Source organism: Xylanibacter rarus, from assembly GCF_001275135.1.
GTDB classification, from domain to species: domain Bacteria; phylum Bacteroidota; class Bacteroidia; order Bacteroidales; family Bacteroidaceae; genus Prevotella; species Prevotella rara.
This window is the reverse complement of record NZ_LFQU01000024.1, coordinates 34,111-54,382: the sequence shown is the minus strand read 5'-3', so window position 1 is coordinate 54,382 and position 20,272 is coordinate 34,111. Positions and strand designations below refer to the sequence as shown.

General features: G+C 47.7%; 9 protein-coding genes and 1 pseudogene. 8 read left to right on the top strand and 2 right to left on the bottom strand.

The window, feature by feature from the left end:
- Positions 1 to 682: 682 nt before the first annotated feature.
- From ACU52_RS11490 to ACU52_RS11465, 6 genes are all read left to right on the top strand, one after another.
- Positions 683 to 1,030: a hypothetical protein gene (locus ACU52_RS11490; RefSeq protein WP_053398873.1), complete on the top strand. Its 348-nt coding sequence runs from the start codon at positions 683 to 685 to the stop codon at positions 1,028 to 1,030.
- A 114-nt stretch (positions 1,031 to 1,144) separates the two neighbouring features.
- Positions 1,145 to 3,454: a TonB-dependent receptor gene (locus ACU52_RS11485; protein ID WP_053398872.1), complete on the top strand. Its 2,310-nt coding sequence runs from the start codon at positions 1,145 to 1,147 to the stop codon at positions 3,452 to 3,454.
- Positions 3,455 to 3,519: 65 nt separating this feature from the next.
- Positions 3,520 to 3,723 carry a cysteine peptidase family C39 domain-containing protein gene (locus ACU52_RS15920; RefSeq protein ID WP_053398871.1) on the top strand — a complete coding sequence of 68 codons (204 nt, stop codon included), beginning with the start codon at positions 3,520 to 3,522 and terminating at the stop codon, positions 3,721 to 3,723.
- 716 nt (positions 3,724 to 4,439) lie between these two features.
- On the top strand, positions 4,440 to 5,663 hold the full coding sequence (gene pepT, locus ACU52_RS11475) for a peptidase T (RefSeq protein ID WP_053398870.1): 1,224 nt from the start codon (positions 4,440 to 4,442) through the stop codon (positions 5,661 to 5,663).
- Between the two features lie 287 nt (positions 5,664 to 5,950).
- A complete protein-coding gene (locus tag ACU52_RS11470) occupies positions 5,951 to 8,227 on the top strand; it encodes a cation:proton antiporter (RefSeq protein WP_053398869.1) in 2,277 nt (758 codons plus the stop codon).
- Between the two features lie 233 nt (positions 8,228 to 8,460).
- A complete protein-coding gene (locus ACU52_RS11465) occupies positions 8,461 to 11,292 on the top strand; it encodes a putative LPS assembly protein LptD (protein ID WP_053398868.1) in 2,832 nt (943 codons plus the stop codon).
- An 845-nt stretch (positions 11,293 to 12,137) separates the two neighbouring features.
- Here the strand turns inward: ACU52_RS11465 and ACU52_RS11460 are convergent.
- Positions 12,138 to 14,845, bottom strand: a pseudogene (locus ACU52_RS11460) (family 78 glycoside hydrolase catalytic domain).
- A 372-nt stretch (positions 14,846 to 15,217) separates the two neighbouring features.
- On the opposite strand from ACU52_RS11460, the gene ACU52_RS11455 reads away from it, so the two are divergent.
- Both ACU52_RS11455 and ACU52_RS11450 read left to right on the top strand, forming a co-directional pair.
- Entirely contained in the window at positions 15,218 to 16,450 is a 1,233-nt protein-coding gene (locus ACU52_RS11455; protein ID WP_021855011.1) for a Cof-type HAD-IIB family hydrolase, read from the top strand.
- 145 nt (positions 16,451 to 16,595) lie between these two features.
- On the top strand, positions 16,596 to 17,768 hold the full coding sequence (locus tag ACU52_RS11450; RefSeq protein ID WP_053398867.1) for an iron-containing alcohol dehydrogenase: 1,173 nt from the start codon (positions 16,596 to 16,598) through the stop codon (positions 17,766 to 17,768).
- A 248-nt stretch (positions 17,769 to 18,016) separates the two neighbouring features.
- Here the strand turns inward: ACU52_RS11450 and ACU52_RS11445 are convergent, their stop codons facing one another.
- Positions 18,017 to 20,236 (bottom strand): DUF5703 domain-containing protein, encoded by a 2,220-nt coding sequence (locus ACU52_RS11445; RefSeq protein WP_147630853.1) that lies wholly within the window; start codon positions 20,234 to 20,236, stop codon positions 18,017 to 18,019.
- Positions 20,237 to 20,272 lie beyond the last annotated feature (36 nt).

Sequence of the window (20,272 nt, the reverse complement as noted above, 5' to 3'; positions counted from 1 at the left end):
GTGATTTTCGGTTGAAGGCAAGAATTCCGTAAAACGGATTTTAGCCATTGCAACATAACCTGAATAAAATAATCTTTCGAACACTAGTGATATGCTATCCGACAGCATTAAGTATCAGGATCTGTGATCCGAAATTCATACAAAAATTAAAATAGGAAGCAAGCGGATTGAAAATCCTTATACTTAATTCCGGCAGATTGCAAATCAGCCGGCACATTAGCTTTGTTGGTTCATATCGGTTGTACAGGCGGTTAAATGAAAAGTGAAATAACAATAATCCACAAGAGTATCGAATTTTTCACTCTTCACTTTTCGTTCTTCACTTAAACATGCTCCTTTAACCACTGAAAGTTTTATTTTCTCTTTTCCGGGTATGCATACTGTCTAATTTTTATACACCACTGTCCAAGTTTTAGACATGTACGCAAATGGGGTGTTAGTCTATCTTTCTGATATACAGCAAAATACGTTTTATGGCATAGTTTTGGCAGTTTAAATATTGTACAAATTAGAAAATTGCCCATAAAAGCACAACCTTAGTGTCTGCCGACTTGCAGTTAGCCTTGCATCCCGTATGCATACACATAACAGACGAGGTAATATTTAATCCATATCTTTCAAAAACACGATATGGAAAATCGTATATAAAAATATTGACAGAAAGAACAATAAAATTATAAATATGAAAAAACTTACAATACCAATTATCATGCTTCTTGCACATACAAAAGCCAATACACAGCAGATAAAAGGCAAGGTGGTAAAGAATCTATGTATGTCTATGGAATATTCCAGCATGGCACTGATAAAAACAGCTGACTCGAATCTGATAACAAGAGAACTTACGGACAAAGAAGGTAAATTTGTTGTAAACGACACTAAATACAACGATACTCTGACTGTGAGAACAACACCGCTGGGTTATGAAACGGCTTATGCCGACATACCGCTGAACAGAAAATCCTTATACTCAATTCCGGCAGATTTTCTGTTGAATTCAATTACTCGTACAAATCAAACGGTATATTAACCTTTGTGGCTACATATCAAATTGCACGGGTATAATTTAAATTGACTAAGGCAAGATAACAATACCTGTATTGTATGCCTTAAATATAACTTTCAACAAAAAAGATAATGAATTATGAGAACATTTGCTTTAATTTTTATATTAATACTAACGTCAACGTTGTACGCACAAAACAATACAATAGTTTTAGATGGAACCGTTCAGGATGATAAAAACAGGTCTATATCCAATGCGACAATAATTATTTCATCAAAAAACGACAGCAAGGCCACATTTCAGACAGTATCCAATAAAGAAGGCAAATTTAAGATAAAAAACATATCGATTGGCTACTACAACATGAAGGTATCCCATTTGGAATATGAGACCTATAATAATGATTTATCATTGAAAAAAGACACATCCACCAATGTGCTCCTCATGACTAAAGTTTCAGAAATGCTCGATGAAGTTATAGTCATGGCAAAATATTCAGACATAAAACCAAACGGAGAAACAAGTATTCGTGTGAAAGGAAACCCTCTTGCCAAGGGGAAAACTCTGTCTGAATTTTTACAGTTTATACGCGACCTTGATGTCTCAAACGATGAAATAAATGTCCGCGGACGTAAAAACACGTTATACTATCTTGACAATCAGCCAATATCGTTTGAACAGCTGAAAAACATTCAGCCGTCAATGATAGCGCACATAGACATCATTCCACATGCGGATGCCTCCTACGGCATTAATGCAACAGGAGGTGTTATAAAGATATTTTTACGTGAAGAAGGAGGCGTTCTCGGATCAGTTACACTTGCAGGTAAAGCAGACTACAATGGAATAAAAAGCACGAGCCCCATGGCCACCATTTTGTATAACCGCGGAAAATTTAGCGTGAAGAACTTTTTATCAGGAGTTCCTTATAGCCGCTCAACATCAATGTTCGAACAACAGACAGAAACAGCACAAAACAAGACTGTTACTGATACAAAAAATAATAACCGTTTCAAAAGTTTGAGAGACAACCTTTCATTAAGGTATTCTTTCAATAAAGTAACGTGGCTTGATGTTTACGGTGGAACTGATTTCAGCTGGCTCCGCTCCGGCCAAAACAGCACGGACGGCAATAATATTCTTTCAACATCAGGGAAAAATAAAATTTCTGGATATAATGCCGGCATACAATATCAGCAAGGTTTTGGAAAAGACAGCCTCAACTATTTTAGATTACGTGCAGAATATTCAAAAAACAAAGAAAACGGGAATGCTGATTATTTATATAACGGCATTGCTGATAATGCTGCGCTAAAAAGCAATTCAGACCACTTTTCTGTGCAACCAATAGTACATTTTAAAACAACAGCCAACTCAGGCTTAAACATCGGATTGGAATATTACTATCTTATAGACAGACACGAAGACAATGGAACCACAACTCTTGGATATATTCCTACCGGGCACTATACAAATAAAGGATATGATTATGGCGCATGGATTGATTACAATATTTTAATAAAAAAGAAATTCTATGTGTATTTTGCGCTACAATATCACGGCACACAGAACATATACAGTGATTATAGGTCGCCTGAGAATAGCACAAGGAGTTGGGAAGACGGTGTATATCCGTCGTTATTCGCACAATGGCTTATAAACTCAGCAAAAGGACGTTATTTGACATTCGGGTTTAAGCACTATTATTCATTACCCAATTATAATTACCGGATTCCTTCCGTCGTATGGCAAAGCAACAACCTTTATAGTATAGGTAATACAAATCTGAAGAAAGAGAACTTTTACAATATGGAAATATATTATTCTTTTAATTCAAACTGGCTTGCCAGTTATAATCTGACTTATTGTGATGACGCGATAAGAATCATGACCTATCAAGACGAAACCCGCAACGGGACTTATTATACAAAGCCAGAGAATAAGGGAATATCCGTAACTCATACTTTTAGAATTGGATATACAACTAAGCCATTTAAATTTTGGTATAACAAAAACGGATTGTATGTTACACTTACACATGAAAGTATGCCAGGAAAAAGCATAAACAATGCAAGTATATTTTTCAGAAGCGATAACAATTTCACTTTATGCCGGTGGCTGGATTTAACACTGGGAATACAGGCAGAGAACAAAGGTAAATCACTTGAATATGATTATAACGGCGGATTCTGGCTGAACGCAGGAGCATATATGTCATTTTTCAACAATAATCTAAATGTAGCATTAAAATGCAACCAGCTGATATACACACGCAATAAAAAAACGATATATGGCAGCGACTGGACTTCAATACAAAAGAACTTGTCACACAACACACAGATAAATCTGCAGGTTACATGGAACTTCAATGCAGGAAAGAAAATAAGAAATAAAAATCTACCTTCTGTAAACAGTATGCAAAGGAATGTACCAACATTGATGAAATAAAAATGAAAGACTTTAAGATATACCTTCAGCACGACGTGCAGTAGTGCTGCACAGTATGCTTGTGTATGATATGCAGCCAATATGGGGCAGATTACAGCTTCGACAGTCTGTCGAAGCTGTGCTTCGCCACGTCAGAAAGCGTGTCGCTTGCTATTAGGGTGACCCATATTTGGATCTTGATGGCAATGCACCTTGATGCCACCCTTCTTCCTGCTCGTCTTAGGATGCCGCTCGACACCCTTGAATATAGCGTTGGAGAAAAGACTTAGCGTTGTTGAATCGGTGATTTTCAGCCGTCTAATCCACTCTTCACTGCCATTCCTACGGCTGTCCAACGAAATGTGTACTTTTACCCATGGTTAAATCTTTTTTTTGTTTGGCGACTTCAAAAGATAACCAAAATGGCTGACATCATTCTAGATGCCAACCCTTAATTTTAATGGGTTATCGGATTGTTTACCGGACAGTAATAACATTAAAATAATGTAGTTCACATCAAAAGCGGGCCAGGATAACTGAAAGGCAGCATTTGTGAAGCCACTGTGGGCGTTGAATAAAAACTCAACACGGCACAATACTTCACAAAATGCCGCCGCGATATTTTATCAACAGCAAAGACACCAAGCATCACACTGGCAATGACAGCGGCAGCAACGACATCATATAGGTACAGTCTACGCTGCAATTGTCATTAACCAGAGGAAATTCACAATGAACGCCAAACTATGTTACGCACAATGCATGAGACATGGCACAATGCATCTACATGAAGATTTTTTATGTCTGTCAGCAATATTAATCTCAGACAGAAACGACAAGGATGCTTACAATACGTAAAAAGTTAAACAGTTAAGACTAATTAACCTGTAAAAACACTGACGTATCTCAATAAAATTTCATATATTTGCATTCTGATAACCCGCACCATGATATGGTGGGGTGTAGCATGTACTTTTGAAAAACAACTGAATAATATAAAAATATCATGGACATAGTTGAAAGATTTTTGAATTACGTAAGCTTCGACACACAGTCGGCCGAAGACAGCCAGACCGTGCCGAGCACAGCCAAACAGCTTGATTTTGCAAAATATCTCAGAGATGAACTCAAGGACGAGGGCTTTGATGATGTTGAGATGGATGACAACGGCTACGTTTATGCCACACTGAAATCTAACATCAAGAAGGAAGTTCCTACTATAGGTTTCATCAGCCACTACGACACGTCTCCAGACTGCAGCGGCAAGGATGTGAAGCCTCGCATTGTCAAGAACTACGACGGAAAGGACATCGAACTGTCACCGGGCATAATATCATCAACAAAGAAATTCCCCGAACTGCTGCAGCATGTAGGCGAAGACCTTATCGTTACCGACGGCCACACTCTGCTGGGAGCTGACGACAAGGCTGGTATAGCCGAAATCGTACAGGCCATGTGCTGGTTGCGCGACCATAAGGAGATTCCTCACGGCGACATACGCATGGGCTTCAATCCTGACGAGGAGATTGGCATGGGCGCTCACCACTTTGACGTTGAGAAGTTTGGATGTGAATGGGCATACACAATGGACGGCGGCGACCTGGGCGACCTCGAGTTTGAAAACTTCAACGCTGCTTCTGCCAAGATAAACATTAAGGGCGTTAGCGTTCATCCGGGATATGCCAAGGGCAAGATGATAAACGCCAACCGCTTGGCTGCCGAGTTTGCAGCAATGCTGCCGGCTGACGAGACACCGGAGACAACAGAAGGTTATGAAGGATTCTATCATCTGCTGGGCATCGAGTCGAACATAGAGAACGCCAAGCTGTCTTATATCATCCGCGACCACGACCGCGATAAGTTTGAGGAGCGCAAGGCCTTCATCGAGAAATGCGTTGTTGAGATGAACAAGAAGTATGGCGAAGGCACTGTTACTGCTGACGTGAAAGACCAGTATTACAACATGAAGGAGATGATAGATCCGAAGATGCACGTTATCGACATCGTGCTCAAGGCCATGCAGGACAGCGGTGTGCCTCCTAAGGTAGAGCCTATCCGCGGCGGAACCGACGGAGCTCAGCTGTCGTTCAAGGGTCTGCCGTGTCCTAATATCTTTGCCGGCGGCGTAAACTTCCATGGACCTTACGAGTTTATTTCTGTTCAGGTTATGGAAAAGGCCATGCAGGTAATCGTGAAGATATGTGAGATTACGGCCGAATATAACGACTGATAACATATCGTGCAGCATGCGCGCACGCCTTGTCTTGCCGTTGCATGGCATAATTCAGCCTGCATGCGGTATGGCCGGCGACGACATGCGGCAGTGGCATCATAAGCGGCACGCCTTAGCACATTGCGGTGTAAGGTGAGCCGCCACTTATACAAATACTTTTACAGGACTGAAAGCAGAATGTGGTTTTGTGTCTTGCCTGTATATAATCATGCAGGAGACAGTGTTGATAACTTCTGCTTTCAGCCCTGAACATTTAAACATATTGACAAAAACAGACAGTAAGAATGGGCGAACTTCCACACCTCGTGAAAGACCTGGCACTTATTCTTGTGGTGGCAGGCATAGTGACCATAGTTTTCAAGAAGCTTAAACAGCCGCTTGTGCTGGGGTATGTCGTGGCAGGATTCTTGGTAAGTCCGCACATGCCTTACATAATGTCGGTGGCTGACAGGGCCGACATCAGCACGTGGGGCGACATAGGCGTGATGTTCCTGCTCTTTTCGTTAGGTCTGGATTTCTCGTTCAAGAAGATACTTAAGATGGGCGCTTCGCCCATAATCTCCACGTGTTCCATCGTGTTCTGCATGATGATGCTGGGCATAGTCACGGGGCATCTGTTCGGCTGGAGCCGTATGGACAGCATCTTTCTCGGCGGTATGCTCGCCATGAGTTCCACCACCATTATATATAAAGCCTTCGACGACCTTGGCCTTAGGCAGCAGCGCTTTGCCGGACTGGTTATGAGCGTGCTGATACTTGAGGACATACTGGCCATTGTCATGATGGTTATGCTCTCGGCCATAGCCAACGGGTCGAATCCCGACGGAGGACAGATGATAGGCAGCCTGATGAAGATAGGCTTCTTTCTCATCCTGTGGTTTGTGGTGGGTATCTTCCTTATTCCGCTCATGCTTAGGTCAATGCGTAAGTTTATCAACAACGAGACGCTGCTCATCGTGGCTCTCGGTCTGTGCTGCGCCATGGCCGTACTGTCTACCAAGGTAGGCTTCAGCAGCGCCTTCGGGGCATTTGTCATGGGCTCAATCCTTGCCGAGACTATAGAGGCCGAGCGCATAATAAAGGTTGTAGAGCCTGTGAAGAATCTTTTCGGAGCCGTGTTCTTCGTGTCTGTCGGCATGCTTGTCGATCCCGCCATTCTTGTAGAATATTCATGGCCGATAGTAACTCTTGTGCTTGTAATTATTCTCGGGCAGGTTATTTTTGGCAGTTTGAGCTTCCTTATCGGCGGCCAGTCGCTCAAGTCGGCCATGCAGTGCGGTTTCTCCATGGCTCAGATAGGCGAGTTTTCGTTCATCATAGCCTCGCTTGGTCTTTCGCTCGGGGTCATCGGCAAGTTCCTTTATCCCGTTGTGGTTGCCGTTTCTGTGATAACCACTTTCCTTACACCCTATATGATACGCATGGCCACCCCAGCTTACGGCATGCTCGAACGCCGTCTGCCCAAAAAGTGGATTATGGCCATGAACAATCTTACGCTTGCCAAGCAGACCACGCAGCCTGAGGCAAAATGGCGCACCCTGATAAAGCAGATGGTGCGCATTACGGTGATTTATTCCATACTTTCGGGCGCATCCATAGCCCTTATGTTCACCTTCTTCCTGCCTTTCGTGCATCAGCTTCTGCCTCACTGGTGGGCAAATGCGGCATGCGGACTGCTCACGCTGCTGTTTATATCTCCTTTCCTGAGGGCTATAATGATGAAGAAAAACCACAGTGAGGAGTTTAAAGCTCTTTGGAACAGCAATCCCTACAACCGTCTGCCGCTCATTCTGACAATCATTGTGAGAGTGGCCGTGGCTTCGGCGTTTGTGTTCTATATATGCTATTATCTTACACGCTTCACCAATGCGCTGATGATAAGCATAGCGCTTGCTGCCGTGGCACTTATGATAATATCGCGCTCGCTGAAGAAGAGAAGCATAAAGATGGAGCGCTTGTTCATGCAGAACCTGCGTTCAAGAGAGATTGTTGCCGAGGTGATGGGCCGTAGGCGTCCGCTGTATGAAGGCCGCCTGCTCGACCGCGACGTGCATATCTCTGATTTCACCATTCCCGAAGATTCTCTATGGGCAGGCAAGATGCTGCGCGAGCTGGAGTTCAGAAACAGATATGGGGTGCACATCAGCAGCATATTGCGTGGCAGCCAGAGAATAAACATCCCAAACGGAGGAACAATATTATTTCCCGGAGACAACATTCAGGCTATCGGCAGCGACGACCAGCTTACAGCCTTCAGCGAGGCCTTGAACACCGAGCTGCATGATAAAGACCCGGAGATAGAGAAGCGCGAGATGAAACTCCACCAAGTGGTGATAAACCGCAACGGCATCTTTGCGGGCAAGACGCTGCGTGACAGCGGCATACGTGATGTGTACAACTGTATGGTCGTAGGACTCGAGGAAGGCAAGGAGAACCTCTCGCAGATGGACCCGTCGCACAAGCTGCGTCACGGCGAGGCTATCTGGATTGTCGGCGAGCAGGACGACATAGAGCGCTTCTGCAGGGACAACGACCATGCGTCTGACTGCACGGCAGGCTGACCTTGTTCATGTCGCAAACAGCTATTGGGCTGGCAGGGCGGGCCAATGGCTTCTTAGATGCAAAAATGCATAACCGTCTAAGGCACAGATATATGTGCCGATTATGTTTTCATATTTGTATAAATGCTGGTGCAATAGGCATACGGGTGCACGTAAAACGTTAAATATTAAATAAAAAGGCGATTTTGGTGTGCTATTAGGTTTAATTTCTGTAAATTTGCACCCTGCATTATATGAGAACTAAAACCGTAATATTTGTATTGCTGTTTGCCTTCATATTTGTGATGGCAGACACCTCCTTGCCTTTGTTCAAGGAAAATGACAACGGGCGCGCGCAGAACGACTCTCTGAGTGTGGGCGACACGGTGTCGTCTGACTCCGTTCCGGCAGATTCGACAGATAAGTCAGGCGAGCCCGACACCACCAACATGGACTCGCTTCAACTCGCCATATATCACCATAACAAACAGGTGGACGACTCGATCAGGCTCGACAGCATAAACCGCAAGAAGTCGGGAGCGTTAGACGCCCCCGTAACCTTCTCGTCTGAAGACTCTATGGTCTATGATGCAAAGAGCAAGGTGGCGAGGCTATACGGCAACTCAAACGTGAAATATCAGAACATGGACCTCAGCAGCGACCGCATACAGATGAGCCTCGACAGCAGTCTGGTGCGTGCAACGGGTACTGCCGACTCAACCGGAGCCATATCCGGCACTCCGGTGTTCACCATGGGACAGGACAAATATGAGAGCGACACCATGGCCTTCAACTTCAAGACCAAGAAAGGCTTTATATATAATGTATATACTGAGCAGGAAGACGGCTACCTGTCGAGCCAGCACTCAAAGCGCGACTCGAGCGGAGTGCTCTATCTTGAGCATGGACGCTACACCACATGCGACCAGCCTCACCCTGACTTCTACATAGCCCTGTCGCGTGCAAAGGTGCGCCCCGGCAAGGATGTAGTGTTCGGTCCGGCCTATCTCGTAGTGGCAGATGTGCCGCTGCCGCTGGCCATTCCTTACGGATTCTTTCCGTTCACCAAGAGCTATTCAAGCGGATTCATCATGCCGAGCTACGGAGACGAGAGCTCGCGCGGCTTCTATCTGCGTGACGGAGGATATTATTTTGCGATGAGCGACAAGTGGGACCTTAAGCTGCTTGGCGAAATTTACACAAAGGGATCGTGGGGATTGTCAGTGGCAAGCAACTACCGCAAGCGCTACCGCTATAACGGAAGTTTCTTCTTCAGCTACCAGAACACCAAGAACGGCGACAAGGGTATGCCCGACTATACCGAACAGACCAGCTTCAAGCTGCAGTGGAGTCATCGTCAGGATCCTAAGTCAAACCCCTTCAGCAGCCTTTCGGCGAGCGTCAACTTTGCATCTACGAGCTATGAGCGCAACAACCTCAACAGTATGTATAATCCGCAGAGCTACACGCAGAGTCTGCGAACATCAAGCGTCAACTGGAGCACATCGTTCTCGAGCCTTGGCATGACCATCAGCGGATCGGCCAACCTCAGTCAGAACATGATAGACTCTACCGTGAGCCTCACGCTGCCTGACCTCAACATTTCTGTGAGCCGCTTTTATCCGTTCAAGCGCAAGCACATGGCCGGCAAAGAGCGCTGGTATGAAAAGATTTCTATGAGCTATACCGGACAGTTCAGCAACTCTATCGATACGAAGGAAGACAAGCTCTTCAAGTCGAACCTCATAAAAGACTGGCGCAACGCTTTCCAGCACAATATTCCTATCAACGCCAACTTCACGCTGTTCAACTATATCAACATCAACCCCTCGTTCAACTTCACCGACCGCATGTACTCCAACAAGGTGATGAAGTCGTGGGATGAGCAGGCACAGACAGAGCGCGCCGACACAACATACGGATTCTACAACGTATACAACTGGAGCATGAGCATCGGTGCCTCAACAAAGATGTACGGCTTCTGGGTTCCGTCGAAGAAGATTTTCGGCGACAAGATACAGGCCATACGCCACGTGCTGACGCCTCAGGTTACGTTCAGCTATGCGCCCGACTGCGGCTCGAGATACTATGAGACCTACCAGAAGACCGATGCCGACGGCAATGTAAGCCTCGTTGAATATTCACCATTTGAGAACGGCTTGTTCAATGTGCCGTCGAGGGGAAAGACGGGAAGCGTAACCTTCGACCTGTCGAACAACATTGAGATGAAGGTGAAGTCGGACAAAGACTCTACCGGATACAAGAAACTCAGCATTATAGACGAACTCGGATTCAACATGGGCTACAACATGGCCGCAAAGGAGAAACCTTGGAGCGACCTTACCGTAAGGCTCAGGCTGAAATGGTGGAAGAACTATACATTTAACCTCAATGCCGTGTTTGCAACCTATGCTTACGAGCTTGACGATAACGGAAGACCATACGTCAGCAACCATACAGAGTACAGCAAGGGCCGCTTTGGCCGCTTCCAGGGTCTGTCGCAGAACATATCGTTCACCCTTAATCCCGAAAAGCTGAAGAAATGGTTCGGCGGAGGAGATGACGAAGAAGACGCCACGGAGGATGATAACAACACGGAGGACGACGACACCGGAATAGAGTCGAACGTTGACGACGACATGGTGAACGGACAGAATGGTGCAAGAAAGAAGAATGCAGGCAAGGCCGAGACCGACGCAGACGGATACATGAAGTTCTCAATGCCATGGTCGCTCACATTCGGCTACGGAATAACGATGCGTGAGAACACAAGCGGAAAGTTCAACACCAAGACCATGCGCTATCCTTACGCATTTACGCAGACCCTGAACTTCAGCGGAAACATACGCATCAGCGACGGATGGAACATCAGCTTCTCTTCCGGTTACGACTTTGAGAACCATGACCTGTCTATGACCACTGCATCGCTGAGCCGCGACCTCCACTGTTTCAACATGAGCTGCTCTGTGGTGCTGGCTCCATACACATCTTACAACTTCTCGTTCAGATGTAATGCCGCCACTCTTACCGATGCACTTAAATACGACAAGCGCAGCGGCTACAGCAACGCCGTGCAGTGGTATTGATGTGAGGCGCAACCGCGTTAAACTTTAACATTGAGCTGAAATAACAGTATTATAATAACAAGCCAGCTCGTTACATCCTTATTTATAGTCAGTATTTCCTGATGATGGATGTAGCGAGTTGGCTTTTTTTATTCTTTATTTTCTGTATAGCTGCCGGCTATATATCAGACAGCTGTAATGCCTCTGTCGGCTTTAGTCTCTATCTGTCATTTTGTCCAAAATATGATGCTTTATTTCATACCTGCCGGCATCGGTTGATACAGATGTTGGCGGAGCATGGGCAGGCCAATGATTTGCCTTTGTTCTGTCAGATCCGTGCTATGTCTACAGACCGAAAATTGCTGTAGAATTTTTTTTAGGTCAAAAAACTGAAAGTAAAATATGTCTTCGTTGTTAACGGAAGGTCTGAACTGCGGTTTGCATTATACGGACTGTAAGCAAAATGACGTGATTAGGTTTCAAATCATTAACCTATCGTTTACGGGTCGTAAGTGGGCCGTTTTTGATGCAAAAGTGGCCGTTTTTTTGTCGTAAATGAATGGCTTTTTGTGGCAAGTCCGGTGTCCTTTGGTCTGTTAAGGTGGGCATGACAAAAACTTATTATTTATTCTTGTGCCAGTGTCGCCTCATTTTGCCGGAAATGTGGGGCAGGCTGTGGGGTGCTGAGAGGGCTGTTAGGATAAGTCGTAATAATCTTGCACATGTAAAATAACAAACCGGGCAAAACATGTTGTGGATAATGTTCTGCCCGGTTTTATTATGTTTCAGATTTTCTTATTGGCCATATAGGCTTCAGATGCCCGTCAGGTGTTGTTGCCGTCAGGGCCGTCTGTATGGATATGCATTCAGAAGTTGAACGTGTGTTTGCCCGATCCAACCTGCTTTTCGGTGCCGTCGGGCAGCACTATGGTGGCGTCTGAGCCTACGGGTATGTCAACGGTGAGCGAACTGCGTGTGCAGCTGACGCTGATTTTGCCGTAGAGCGACTCTGTGCTTGCATTGACATATTTGAGGTCGCCCACGAGCGTTGGCTTTATCAGCAAGTGGCGCAGTCCGTAGGTGCCTGGGCGGTTTTGATGCCTGCGAGAGTCTTGAAGAGCCATTCGTCTATCTGTCCCATCATGAAGTGGTTGAGCGACGAGCCTTGGTTGGGGTCCCACTGCTCGGTCAGCGTCGTGGCGCCGTGGCGCAGCTGGAAGCCGTAGCCCGGCGTCTCATAATGGTTCAGCATGGAGTAGAGCAGGTCGTTGAGTCCGTTCTGCGCAAGCGTCTGAAACAGATAGCGGTTGCCCACGTCGCCCGTTGTCAGGCGTGTGCCGTGTGCCTTGATGTCGGCCACGAGACTGTTGAGCACGCCCTGCTTGTTGTTGCCCGTAAGTCCGAGATACAGCGGCAGGGCGTTGGATGTCTGGCTGCCCGTGCCGTAGGTGCATGAGTCGGCTTTGAAGAAGCGGCTGTTGAAGGCATCCGTGGCGTATGCCAGCAGCTTGGAGTATTTGTCTGCGTCGGCCGTGTTGCCCGTCATGCGTGCGGCGCGCGTCATCAGTTGTAGGTCGAAGATGTAGTGGGCCGTTGCCACAAGTGGTACGGGAGTGTTCTTTGAGAAGCCTGCACGCCATGGACCATAGTCGTACCAGTCGCCAAGTCCGTGGCTCACAATGCCGCTGTCGGCGCGCGACGTCAGATAGTCGACATATCGGCTCATGGCTCCGTAGTTGGCGGTGATGAGCGTGCTGTCGCCATACTGCTCATAATACATGAACGGCATGATGATGAGCGTGCTGCCCCATTCGGGCGAGTCGTCAAACAGATTGCCGAACGACACATACTGTGGCGCCGTGGTGGGCACCATGCCGTCTGATTTCTGTGTGTCGGTTATGTCGCGTATCACCTTTGGCGCAAAGCGCGTCATGTCGTAGTTGTAGAGAAGGCTTGGGCCGCACAGATGGTCTTGCTCTAGCCATCCCAGCTTTTCGCGGTGAGGGCAGTCGGTCAGCACGGCCTGCATGTTGCTGCGCTCAGCCCTTTCTATGAGGCGGTGAGTCTTGGTGAACAGCTCGTTTGAACATTCAAACGACGACACCTCTCTGGCAGAGTTGTAAACGAAGCAGCTGCTGAGTTTCTTCAGTACGGGCAGCCCCTGCGGGTTTGGCTCTCCCTCGCGCACCGCCCCCTCCACCTGTATGTAGCGGAAGCCGTAGTAGGAAAAGCGCGGATGCCATGTCTCCGTGCCGTCGCTGCCCAGGGTATATTCGTAATAATGCTGGCGTCCGGTCTGCCTCTGGTCGCAGGCTCCCTGCTGAGTGAGCTTCTCGGCCACGAGCATTGTAACCTTTTGTCCGCGCTTGCCTTCGATTGTTATTTCGGGAAATCCTGCAAGATTCTGTCCCATGTCGGCAACAATCACAGACGGGTCTATTTCTCGTTTTGTGGCCTTTGACGCTGCTGCCAGCGAATCTGTATGTATCTTCATCCACGACTTCACGCCGTAGCGCTCCATTATCTTCACGGGCTGTGCAGTCTGTGGCGTCAGCGTGCCCGTTGGTCCCTCCACCTGCACGGCGTCATGCCATCTGCTGTCGTCGAATCCGGGCATATCGCAGCCGGGCTGGCAGAGCCTTGCGTCGTAAGATTCGCCTCCGTATATGCTGTTGAATGTTATCGGGCTCAGCGTGTACTTCCAGTCTTCGCCGCTCTTTATCACCTGGCGGCTGCCGTCGCTGAAGTTTATTTCCATGCGCATAATCATCTGCGGCGGGCCGAAGCTGGTCTGCAGCTTGCTGTAGCGGCCCATGCGCTGCACGTTGAAGAATCCGTTGCCCAGCAGCACGCTTATGGCGTTGCGCCCCTCTGCGAGTAGCTGTGTCACGTCGTAGGTGTTGTAGTAGACGGTCTTGCTGTATTCGCTCCAAAGCGGGGCAAATTCGCTGTCGCCGACCTTACGTCCGTTTATCTTCATCTCGTAGTGTCCCAGTCCGCTTATGTACACCACGGCATCTGTAATCTTCCTCTTGCCGGTGCTGAACTCTTTTCTCAGTATTATGCTTTTAGCCGACAGCGTGTCGGTGTCTTGCCATTTTGTCTTGAAGCTGTCTTTCTTGAACACTGAGTTTGCCCATCGTCCTTCGGGCAGCTTTGCGTCCGCTTTGGTTATGGCTCCAATCCATTTAGCCCCGAGGTCTTCGGGCACCACTCTCACATATTGTCTCTGGCTCCATGCCGACTTCTTGCCGGCGGCGTCCCACACGCACACCTGCCAGTAGTAGCCGTGGCGGTTGCCTTTCAGCGGCGGCAGCGATATCAGCTGGCTCTCGGCCGATGCCGTCTTGCCCGAGTCGTAGACACTTTTGCCGGTTATGTTCTCAAAAATCCTTATGCGGTAGGCAGTCTGCCTGTCGCCGTTGGTGTCGGCCTTCATCTGCCAGCCCACGCGTATGTCGCCGGCTGTTACGGCCAGTCCGTCCTGATAGTTGCACGTAAGTTTCGTAACGGTGAGCTTCGCGCTCATGCTGCACGATACGAGCAGAAGGATAGATAACAGAAAATTTCTCATCTCTTTCAGTGTTTGTGCCCTTGCCTTTGCGGCAGGGCTGCGTTGAATTTGTCTTATTTATATGATGACGCCTTCAGTTGTCGGTTGTAACTTCTTTTGCGGCAGCTTTGTCGACTTTTGAACGTAAATTTGCTCTCTGCACCTTTGGCAACCCTTTTTTAGATATATTTATAAAGGTGGAGGCAAAGGCGCGGCATTCCTTAAAAAACTGAAACGCCGTTACAAAAATAGCCTGATAAGTGAGAATATGAAAATGTTTTTACGTATTTTTGTAAGAAAGATAAAGGCCGTGCCGCCTGCCGGCTGAAGCAGCATACGGCGGCAGGATATGAGCTTTGTCTTGTTTTGACATAACCCTTAAAACATTGAGCTATGAAATATAAGATGCTTGTTCTGGACGTTGACGGAACATTGTTGAACGACAACAAGGAGGTAAGCAAGCGCACGCTGGCAACGCTGCGCAAGGTTCAGCAGATGGGCGTGCGAATAATGCTGGCGTCAGGGCGTCCGACATACGGACTGCTCGGACTGGCCAAGATGCTCGAGCTTGACACCTACAACGGATATGTGATGGCGTATAACGGCGGACAGGTTATAAGGGCTGCTGACGGCGAAGTGATATTTGAGCGCCGCATTAATCCCGAACTGATACCTTATCTTGAGAAGAAGGCCGACAAAAACGGATTTGGCATCCTTACTTATAATGAGGACTGTATTGTTACGAACATGCCTGACAATCCGCACATCAAGGCCGAAGCCGAGCTCAACGGCATGAAGATTGTCTATGAGGAGCATTTCTCCATAGCCATCGACTTCATTCCGTGCAAGTGCATGCTTGTCAGCGACGACGAGGAGGCTCTCGTAGGACTGGAGAACCACTGGAAGCGCCGTCTCGACGGTGTGCTCGACGTGTTCCGCTCAGAGCCGTTCTTTCTCGAGGTGGTAGGCTGCCGCGTCAACAAGGCCAACACGCTGGCTGCCGTAATGGAGATGGAGGGCATAAAGACAGACGACATCGTAGTCTTCGGCGATGGCGTGGCTGATGTTACCATGTTGCAGCTGGCAAGTCTCGGAATAGCCATGGGCAATGCGCCAGGATCTGTGAAGCGTTGTGCCGACTATATCACACTGTCTAACAATGAAGACGGTGTGGCTGTGGCTGTTGAGAAGGCGTTCTTGGCTGAGGTGCGTCCGAGCGAGATTCCGCTTGATGAACTCAATGCCCAGTCGAAATCTACGCTTATGGGCAACCTCGGCATACAGTACACCTATGCCTCTCACGACCGCGTTGAGGCCACTATGCCTGTTGACCACCGCAACCGTCAGCCGTTCGGCATCCTGCATGGCGGAGCCACGCTTGCGTTGGCAGAGACAGTGGCAGGGTTTGGCTCTATGATAATATGTAATCCCGACGAGTATGTTGTCGGAATGCAGGTAAGCGGCAACCATATATCTTCGGCCCATGAGGGCGATACGGTGCGTGCCGTGGGCACCATTGTGCATAAGGGCCGCTCGTCTCATGTGTGGAATGTCGACGTGTTCACGTCTACCGGCAAACTCGTTTCATCGGTGCGCGTAGTGAACAGCGTCATGAAGCGTAAATAGGCAGACATTGCAATCAGGAGTATAATGTTTTTATATAAGCATAAAGCTGCTTGTCGGTTTTAATTTAAAATTAAATTCATATTTATTCTTTTGTTTGTAATAGATTTATTATATTTGCTTTTGAAAACTTTAAATTAATACGATCATGAACAAGAACCTTGTATTTAATCTGCACATTCCTACAAAATTATTGTTCGGATGCGGCGAACTCAGAAGGCTGGCAACAGAAAATTTGCCTGGTAAGAAAGCGTTGATTGTTATTTCTGGCGGAACTTCAATGAAGAAGTATGGCTATTTAGATAAAGTGGTAGGCTATCTTAAGGAGAATAATGTTGAGAGCGTTGTCTTTGATAAGATTCTTCCCAACCCGATCAAGCAGCATGTAATGGAGGCAGCTGCGCTGTGCCGTGAAGAGAAGTGCGACTTCGTCATCGGTCTTGGCGGCGGAAGCTCTATCGACTCTGCAAAGAGCATCGCCATAATGGCATGCAACGAGGGCGATTACTGGGACTATATTGCCGGAGGTACAGGCAAGAACAAGCCCGTTGAGAAGGCTCTGCCTATTATTGCCATCCCAACAACGGCCGGCACAGGTACAGAGGTTGACCCTTGGACTGTTATTACCCATGAGACAGCTCACGAGAAGATTGGTTTTGGCTGCAAGCTGACATTCCCGACAATGTCTATTGTTGACCCAGAACTCATGCTCAGCATCCCGCCAAGACTTACGGCTTATCAGGGCTTTGACGCATTCTTCCATGCAGCTGAGGGCTACATAGCAAACTGTGCCACTCCGATAAGTGACCTTTATGCTCTCGAGGCTATCCGTCTTATCTACAAGTATCTGCCTGTGGCAGTGGCTGACGGACGCAACTTGAAGGCAAGGACAAAGGTTGCATGGGCAAGTACGTTGGCCGGTATGGTTGAGTCTACATCAAGCTGTACGTCAGAACATTCAATGGAGCATGCCATGAGTGCCCTTTATCCTGAACTGCCTCACGGCGCAGGACTGATTTGTCTGTCGCAGTCTTATTTTGAGACATTCCGCAATGACAGTATGAAGCGCTACATGAAGATGGCAGAGGCCATGACTATGGAGCCGAGTAAGCGTCCGTCTGACTTTATTGATGCTCTCGTCAAGATGCAGAAGGCCTGCAAGGTTGACGACTTGAAGTTGAGCGACTGGGGCATTAAGAAAGAGGATCTTCCTGAAATGGTTAAGAATGCAAAGGAAACCATGGGAGGCTTGTTCCAGCTTGACCCGCGCATGCTGACAGAAGACGAAATACTTGCTATTTATGAGAAGGCATACCGCTAAACCGATGCGGTGATATGATATGAAACAAGGCCTTGCGCAAAACCGATGCGCAAGGCCTTGTTTATTGTCTCAATACAGTTTGAATGTATGATGTCGTAGCGTGTCAACGTGTATTGTCCGTCTCTTTTTGCTGTTATAGGTTGCTTGTGCTTTGGCATATATGCGGCTTTCATGGTTAGTCTTGCCGCAGCTTACGCATCATTATACATTCTTCTTTTATTGTTTATCTTGTGGCAGACAAGTGGTTTTTATTTTGTTTTCTCTGTCTCAACCTTTATATTTCCGTCCTTTATCTCCGCATTGACTATTCTTCCGCCTGTCGCATGAAGTCTGAATTTCACGTTCCATTCGCGCGGCCATGCCTGGAAGAGTAGCAGTTGACCGTCGGGTGTTTCCTGAAGCAGCATTTCCTGCAAGCCTATCATGGCTGCACCACCGCGGTTGCAGTCGGGTGCCCAGTCATAGCCAGGGTCCCAGAAGGCAGGGAAGCGGTAAGGCCCGTCGGCAAATTTCTCAAGGTTAAGGCGTGCCGCATCGTCGGTAAGGCCGAGGCATGCAGCCCAGATATTGTCTTGTTTCCAGCCGATGTGTGTGCGCATCTTTAGTGCGTGCGGATCTTTAAGATAAGTGTTGCGTGCAATATTTAATCCGGGGCGCCCCATGCCGTATATTCGCCATGGGAATACCGGATACAGTTGCGGCGTCTCAACGTTCTGTATTCTGGCCCATACAATGGCAGGGGCTATGCATGTGTCGCCCTCGATGGTGCGCAGCGGCATGTCGGGTATGCGGCTTATGAAAGTAGAGTCAAGGGCATAAGCAGATGTGTCTTGTATGCCTTTGGCTGCCTTGTATGCTTCAAACTGCTCTGTCACCGTGCGCAATGCTGCCACCACGCTCGACGGGTTGTATGCCATTTTGTATGTCTCGCATCCGGATGAAGGGTAGAGTATAAGCTTTCCTTCACCGTCGAGCGCCTTTACTCCGCGCTGTTTTGCAAGATACTGATAATGTTCGTCAAAGAATTGCAGGCATTGTACAATCAGCGGTTCATACTTCGTGATGTCCATTCCGGTGTAAAAGTGCGCCTGTAGTATCATTGAGCAGAATTCCAATGATGTGTCCCACTGATATTCAAGCCATGCGTTTCGCTCCATACCGTAGTCGTCGCCGGGCTTGTGCTTGCCGTATTCGGCAGGATTTGGCAGTCCGAAGTTTTCTATCTGTTCGGTAAACGACGCCCCGCCGTGTCCCCAATAATGCTTTGTGCGTGCAACGGCCGTGGGCAGCAGTCGCAGATATGTGTCAAACTGCGATGCCATCATGTCTGTATCTCCACTCTTTAGCATAGGCCAGTAAACCAGTCGCTGGTTCTGAGCCGTCATGGTTCCGCCTCCCCATTTGCGGTAGTCTGGTGTGAAAGGCGTCTTCGGGTCTACGTATACGGGGTCGAAGGTGAACAGTCCGCCGTTGAATTTAGAGGGCCATTCTCCGTAGGCGTTGCATCCGAGCATATAGCGGAACAGTTCGTAGTTGCGCAGTATGCCTTGCCATTTGCTCGTCGGATTGTCCGTGTTGTCGTTTCTGTCGGCCGGTATGATATAACTTCTTTGCCAGTAAGCATGCCACCATGCAGCACTTCTTCTTTTCGACTCTTTCGCTGTAGGTATTTTCGGGGCCTTGTCGCCGTCATATAGGTTTAGCGTTATCGTGGATTTCTTTATGTCTTCAGCCTTAAAGTTCCATGCACGGAAGTCTGTTGAGGCATAGGTGCCATCGGTAGTGCCGCAGAAAGTGAAGCCTGGGGCAACGAGTTCACCACCGAATCGCAGGCCGCCGATGGGGTTGTACAGATTGTTTTTAATGCCGTCTAGGTTTTCTTTGTTTACAGTAAAGTCGAACACAGTCTGTTCGCGGTTCTTGTGCCAGAAAACAAGTGTGTTGCCCTTTGCACGTATCGAATCCTGATATGTGGTGCAGTCCTTTGGCAAATTCCATTTGTATGAGCACTGCTGGCATTCGGCTTTTGTAACAGGTCTGTCTTTATATCGCCAGCTTTCATAGCTTAGGGTGGCGTCTGTCTTTGTCTTTGAACTTATCTCTGCAAACACGGCAGATGTCTCCACATCTGCCCACAGGCGTATTTCTGTGTCTTTTCCCTTTATGTAAACAGCGCCGTCGTCAAGCTTCAGAGTCTGGCTGAAGCCTGCATCTGCACCGTTAAACGGGTTGGGCGTAAGGCGCAGTCTCAGTCGTCCGGCTTTCAGCAGTGTGTTGTTCTCGTCGAACATTCCGCTACGTGCCACGTATATCATTACGTCGCCGTTCTCCACCCATACGTTCATGCCCACGTCGTGTCCGCCGCATGGCATTGATTCAGATGAATTTTTGCTCTGTGTCGTCCATGTGTAGTCTGCCGGAACATAGTCTTTCCCTCTTGCCGCTTTACCGGCTGCATCTGCCGGCATGCTTGTTGTCACTGCTGTTAAGACAACTGCAAGCAC

Bases quoted from the DNA above. Each gene is read 5' to 3' on its own strand.
- ACU52_RS11490 (WP_053398873.1), top strand. From the start codon at position 683: ATGAAAAAACTTACAATACCAATTATCATGCTTCTTGCACATACAAAA.
- ACU52_RS11485 (WP_053398872.1), top strand. From the start codon at position 1,145: ATGAGAACATTTGCTTTAATTTTTATATTAATACTAACGTCAACGTTG.
- ACU52_RS15920 (WP_053398871.1), top strand. From the start codon at position 3,520: ATGATATGCAGCCAATATGGGGCAGATTACAGCTTCGACAGTCTGTCG.
- pepT (WP_053398870.1), top strand. From the start codon at position 4,440: ATGGACATAGTTGAAAGATTTTTGAATTACGTAAGCTTCGACACACAG.
- ACU52_RS11470 (WP_053398869.1), top strand. From the start codon at position 5,951: ATGGGCGAACTTCCACACCTCGTGAAAGACCTGGCACTTATTCTTGTG.
- ACU52_RS11465 (WP_053398868.1), top strand. From the start codon at position 8,461: ATGAGAACTAAAACCGTAATATTTGTATTGCTGTTTGCCTTCATATTT.
- ACU52_RS11455 (WP_021855011.1), top strand. From the start codon at position 15,218: ATGAAATATAAGATGCTTGTTCTGGACGTTGACGGAACATTGTTGAAC.
- ACU52_RS11450 (WP_053398867.1), top strand. From the start codon at position 16,596: ATGAACAAGAACCTTGTATTTAATCTGCACATTCCTACAAAATTATTG.
- ACU52_RS11445 (WP_147630853.1), bottom strand. From the start codon at position 20,236: ATGCCGGCAGATGCAGCCGGTAAAGCGGCAAGAGGGAAAGACTATGTT.